Annotated in this window: 1 protein-coding gene; it reads right to left on the bottom strand. The window is 65.7% G+C overall.

Annotation, left to right across the window (positions count from 1 at the left end; all coding sequences use genetic code 11):
* The coding region (locus IEZ09_RS45545) for a chromosomal replication initiator protein DnaA (RefSeq protein ID WP_189260090.1) at positions 1–5,630 on the bottom strand (5,630 nt) is incomplete at its 3' end.
* Positions 5,631–5,755 lie beyond the last annotated feature (125 nt).

Consider the following 5,755-nt stretch of genomic DNA (forward strand, 5'->3'; position numbering starts at 1 on the left):
GAGACGACGGTGTAGGTGCCGGGTTGTGCGTCGCGGTTCCGGAAGGCGCTTTGCACGATTTTGCCTTCGCCGGGTGCGCCGAAGAAGGTGCCTTGGATGTTGCCGTGTTTGTCGGGCAGTGGTGTGAAGATGAGGTCGGGCATGCCGGTGTCGTCGGTGGCGAGCAGGTCGTCCAGCGAAACCGGACTGTCCACAGTGCCCGCTGGCCGATCCAGTGTCACGCTGGGCGTCGCTTCTGGGCCGAACGCTCCGGTCTCCGTGCGCTGGCCGTCGACGTGCACTTGAGGAATGTTGGCCTGGGCGTCTGCGGCGTGGGCTGCCTCAGGCTGAACCGGTTGTTGTGCATCGAGTTGCTGCCGGGGGGCATGGTTCGATCGCACCGCGGCGTTCACCGCCTGCGTGAGGTCGGCGGTCCAGACGTCGACGAACACCGCGGACCGCCCGAGGTGGGCGGCGAACCGGACGAAGTCGTTCAGGATCTGTTCGGTGCTGAGCGCATCCGCGTTCTGGTGCCGGGCACGTACTTCGTCGATGGCGCCCCGGACGAGGTCGTAGACCTCCCGCTGGTTGAACGTGGCGAAGGGCCCTGCTGATTTGTTGACCACGCCGACCATCAGCAGTTCGCGTTGCTCGACCGGCGAGGACAACAAGCGCTCGGTGAAACGCTGGACACGCAGGGAGATCCGCCACCGAGCCGCCTCCGAGAACGTCGGCATTTTCTGGAGGACGAATTCGGTCAGCGACAGGGCGTTTCGGTAGCTCTCCTCCTCGTAGCCGGAGTCTGCGGATCCGTGGGAAGCCGCAAGGGCAGTGGGGAGTGGTGTCTCGTGCAACGAGATCCGCACTTCGGCGATGGTCTTTCTCGGGCCCTTCAGCGCCAGATAGGTGAAGCGCAGCTGTGGCGGCACCGGACCCTGAGCCGCGACGGCTTCGCGGAGCACGTTCTCGAGCCAGGCGTGCTCCTCCAGGCGGACTCCGTACGGGGGACAATCCTCCCACACGCTTACCAGCAGCCGTACGTCAGGAAACACTTCTCCCCTCGCGGCGCGCGCATGCACTTCGACCGCGAAGTCTGAGGCGAACCTGTCAAGCTCGTCCTGATCTCCCTCGATGAGCCGCAGATCAGCACGGCCCAGCCTGCCCGCCCAGTGCCTTGTCTCCTGGTCGTTGCGCCTTGCGATGCGACGCCGGTATCCAGCGGGCATCTGCGTGATCGGGATCTCGACGAGATCCTGCGTGGCCGGGCCCGCGTTCGGTTGGAGATCTGGGCGGTCGTCCTGTGGTGGCCGTTGTGAGGGGCCAGCTGAGAGCAGCGCGACATCCGGGTCGTCGTCGCTGTCGCTCGAGGAGTCCTGGTTGGACAGTGAGATGCTCTCGGCGTAGTGGGCAGCCGAAGTTGTGGCGGTGGCGGATGGGTCTTCCGCGGGTTGTTCGCTTGGTCCGGCGGCATGCTGGTCGGTGGCCGCGCTGGTGTCGGACGGCTCCAGGTCCGGATCATGCAGGGGGCCGAGAACGTTGGCCGTGAGTGAGACACGTTCCCCCGGCTCTGTGGTGGTGTGAGTGAGTTCGACGTGGTTTTGGATGAATTGCTCAGGCGTCACCGTGGTGCCGCGGGGCAGTGCCGATCGCACCGCGGCGTTCACCGCCTGCGTGAGGTCGGCGGTCCATCGGTCTACCGTGTCCTGCCCGGCACGAAGATCCAGGACCAGCCGCGGCCGTTCGTCCGGGTTGGTGTTGCGTTGTGTTCGCCGGACCAGCGCGTCCACCAGCCATCCCAGGCGGGTGTGCACGACAGACGGCAGTGCGTTCTCGGTCTCGAGGAATGACAGATCCAACGTGCGTGCGGACTGCACAGCGGTGCGTTCCCTGTTTTCCAGCTCCTCCAGCAACATCCGAAGGTCTGGCCTGCGGTGGCTCGGACTGTCGTCGGCGTGCGGCCGGGCATCGGGCATCGCCGACTGAGGTCGCAGGAGACCCGTGAGATGGCTCGCGAGTGCGGAGGGGGCGCTTTCGTCGATCGGCAGGTCGATCGCCGTCGAGCTCTGCATCACACTCGTCGCGATGGGCTCGGGGACATTCCTCGCTGAGAAGTCCTCATCGAGTGCGAAGTCGGCATTCCGCGTCGCGTCGGACGCAGTGGTTTGGTTGTCGGCGGTACGCACCTCCGGCAGCGTCACCGTCGCGGAAGCCTGTCCTCTGCGGAAGCTGAGGTCGCCTTCGGAAGTGACGTGCAGCGGCGGCATGAGGCTGTCGATGCTCGGTGGATGCGGTGTCTGCGACGGATCGGCCGTGCTGAGTGTTTGGGCGATTGCGGATCGGACGATCGCGGTGATCTCGGCCTTTCGCTGCTCGTGCATGCGTGCTGCCTCGTCGACGTGGGCTCGGATCTCCACTCGCACCGGTGGCAGCGTTACCACACCCGCGTCGAGCGCCTGCTCGGTCAGTCCCTGCACCATCCATCGCAACCGGTCGGCGTGGGCCATCGGCAGTGTGGCGGAGAGGTAGGTGAAGTCGAATTGCGCCTCGGTCATCGTGCGGTAGTCCTCCGGCCGCAATCCGGGACCTGGGTGGGTCCAGAGGTCGACACGACGGGTGAATCCGCGCATGGTTGATTGCGTGATCCGCAGATTCATGCTGGCGACGGTGTGCTGCGGCCCACCTCCCTGCAGGGCCTCCAGTTCAGCGTCCACCAGGTCCAGGAAGCCTTTCGCGAACGCCGCCGCCATCTCCGTCGGTCTGCTGGCTGCAAAGTGGTGGTAGAGCGTGAGGCGGATGTCGAGGTTTTCGCGCCCTCCCGATGCCCGCGCCAGCTGTTCGACGGCCACTACGTGCGCTCGCTCACGTAGATCGTCGATCGAATCGGGATGCAACGTGCCACCCCGACCGCACGGGCCAGTCCATTCTTGCTTTGGTTCCGCACCTGGATAGGGCGGTTCGTGGGCTGTCTCAGTCTGAGCGGGTTGTTGTGCATCGATTTGCTGCCGGGTGTCATGGTTCGATCGCCGCAGCACCGACTCCTCGGCGACCTCGAGTTCCGCCTGCCAGCGGCTTTGCTGGCGAGAGTGTTCCCGCTGGATCGCGGCTTCTTCGCGACGCTGTGCCAGAGCGGGGTCCGGCTCGGCCACACTGGTGGTCGGCTGCGGTGTGGCTTGGCGAATCTCTGGTTCGGGTGTGGCGTCGTAGAGGCTGTCCCAGTCGTCCGGTCGCTCCCGGCCTGGTACCTCATCGGCAGGTATCGCGGCACTGGTGACCGTTTGCCGCAGCGGGGACAGGCCTGTCCGTGATGTGACACCGCCGTCGACGGCAGACGGCTCGGTCGCCTCTGCCCGGTCCATGTCGGGTTGCTCGCCACTGCCGTCGAAGGCCGGGCTTCCTGGCGCAGGAGATGCCGGACGCGGCGTATCGATGTCCATCCTGTCTTCGGCCGCGGGTGTCCTCTGTTGGTTGAACGGGGACAAGACGGCCGGAGTGCTGAAGTCGATTTCGTCCAGTGAGAGCGGGTCGTTCCAGTCGAACCAGCCTGCTGTGGGGCTGTGTTGTTCGGACGGCACGAGGTTCTGGTCGTCGTTGAAATCGACCAGCTCATCCATCAAGGCGTTTGCTGCCGCCAGGTCCAGTTCGGGCTCGTGGGCCGGCGGCTGCGGATCTTCGGGGTTGTCGATGGTGATGCTGGCCTGTCCCGGCCCGCCGATCAGATCCGCCAGCACCTGCTCGGCGAACGGGCTCAACGGCTCGTCGGGCGCCGTGGCGTTCCACGGAATGATTGGATCAGCTGGTCCGAACAACGAGTCGTCGTCATCGCCGTGAGCGTTCTGGTCGGATTCGCTTGACGATTCATCGCTCGAATCACCGTTCTGCGGCTGTGCGGTCTCGGGTGCGTCCGGCAGGACGCCGTCGTCGGTCACGTCGGCTTGCGGCCGGATGGACCCGGTGCCCAGCGCTGGCGATTGCCGGCCCTCTGGCAGCGCACCCGATTCGACGACGTCGGCGACGGGGGCGGTCACGACATCACTGTCGCTCGAAGAGTCCTGACTGGACAGTGAGATGATCTCGACGTCGCGGGCGGCCGAAGCTGTAGCGGCGGCAGATGGCTCTTCCGCGGATTGTTCGCTTGACCCGGCGGCATGCTGGTCCGCGGCCACGCTGATGTCAGGCGGCTCCGGGTCCAGATCATGCAGGGGGCCGAGAACGTCGGCCCTGAGTGAGACGCGCTCACCCGGCTCCGTGGTGTGACCGAGCTCGATGTGGCGTTGGATGAACTGCTCAGGTGTCAGCGCGGCGCCGCGGGGTAATGCTGCCCGCACCGCGGCGTTCACCGCCTGCGCGATGTCGGCTGCCCATCGGTCTACCGTGTCCTGCGCCGCACGAAGGTCCAGGACCAGCTGCGGCCGTTCGTCCGGGTTGGTGTTGCGTTGTGCCCGCTGGACCAGGGCGTCCACCAGCCATTCCAGCCGGGTGTGCACGACAGACGGCAGTGCGTTCTCGGTCTCGAGGAATGACAGATCCAACGTGCGTGCGGACTGCACAGCGGTGCGTTCCCTGTTTTCCAGCTCCTCCAGCAACATCCGAAGGTCTGGCCTGCGGTGGCTCGGACTGTCGTCGGCGTGCGGCCGGGCATCGGGCATCGCCGACTGGGGCCGCAGGAGACCCGTGAGACGGCTCGCGAGTGCGGAGAGCGTGCCCTCGTCGATCGGCACGTCAATCGGTGTCGAGCTCTGCGCCACACTCGGCGCAGCGACTTCGTGTGGCGATGAGGGTGGGGCAGCGGGCAACGGGGCCTGCGGGACGGGCATGTCATGGGGCCTGGAACTCGTACTTGACGAGGGATCGTCGCGGGACATCGAGCCCGCGTCGTCGACGTGTGCGGCGGAGACATCGGCTAGTTCCGCGGTAGTGGCTTGGCTGTCGTCGGTACTCGACTCCAACAGCGTCACGATCGCGGAAGCCTGTCCTCTGCGGAAGCTGTAGTCGCCTTCGGAAGTGACGTGCAGCGGCGGCATGAGGCTGTCGATGCTCGGTGGATGCGGTGTCTGCGACGGATCGGCCGTGCTGAGTGTTTGGGCGATTGCGGATCGGACGATCGCGGTGATCTCGGCCTTTCGCTGCTCGTGCATGCGTGCTGCCTCGTTGACCTGGGCTCGGATCTCCACTCGCACCGGTGGCAGCGTTACCACACCCGCGTCGAGCGCCTGCTCGGTCAGTCCCTGCACCATCCATCGCAACCGGTCGGCGTGGGCCATCGGCAGTGTGGCGGAGAGGTAGGTGAAGTCGAATTGCGCCTCGGTCATCGTGCGGTAGTCCTCCGGCCGCAATCCGGGACCTGGGTGGGTCCACAGTTCGACACGACTGTGGTGTTGTCCGCTCCTGGTTGATTGCGTGATCCGCAGGTTCATGCTGGCGACGGTGTGCTGCGGCGTACCTCCCTGCAAGGCCGCTAGTTCAGCATCGACCAGGGCCAGGAAGCCGTGCGCGGACGCCGCCGCCATCTCCACCGATCTGTTTCCTGAGTAGTGGGAGAACAACGTGAGGCGGATGTCGAGGTTTTCGCGTCCTTCCGATGCCCGCGTCAGCTGTTCGACGGCCACTACGTGCGCTCGCTCACGTAGATCGTCGATCGAATCGGGATGCAACGTGCCACCCTGACCGTACGGGCCAGCCCATTCTTGCTTTGGTTCCGCACCTGGGTAGGGCGGTTCGTCGTGTGGGGTGAGGTCGACGAATGGTGTGGTGGGTGTGGGTGTTTGGTTGTTGTGGT

The organism is Lentzea flava, from assembly GCF_014648475.1.
Classification (GTDB): Bacteria; Actinomycetota; Actinomycetes; order Mycobacteriales; family Pseudonocardiaceae; genus Lentzea; species Lentzea flava.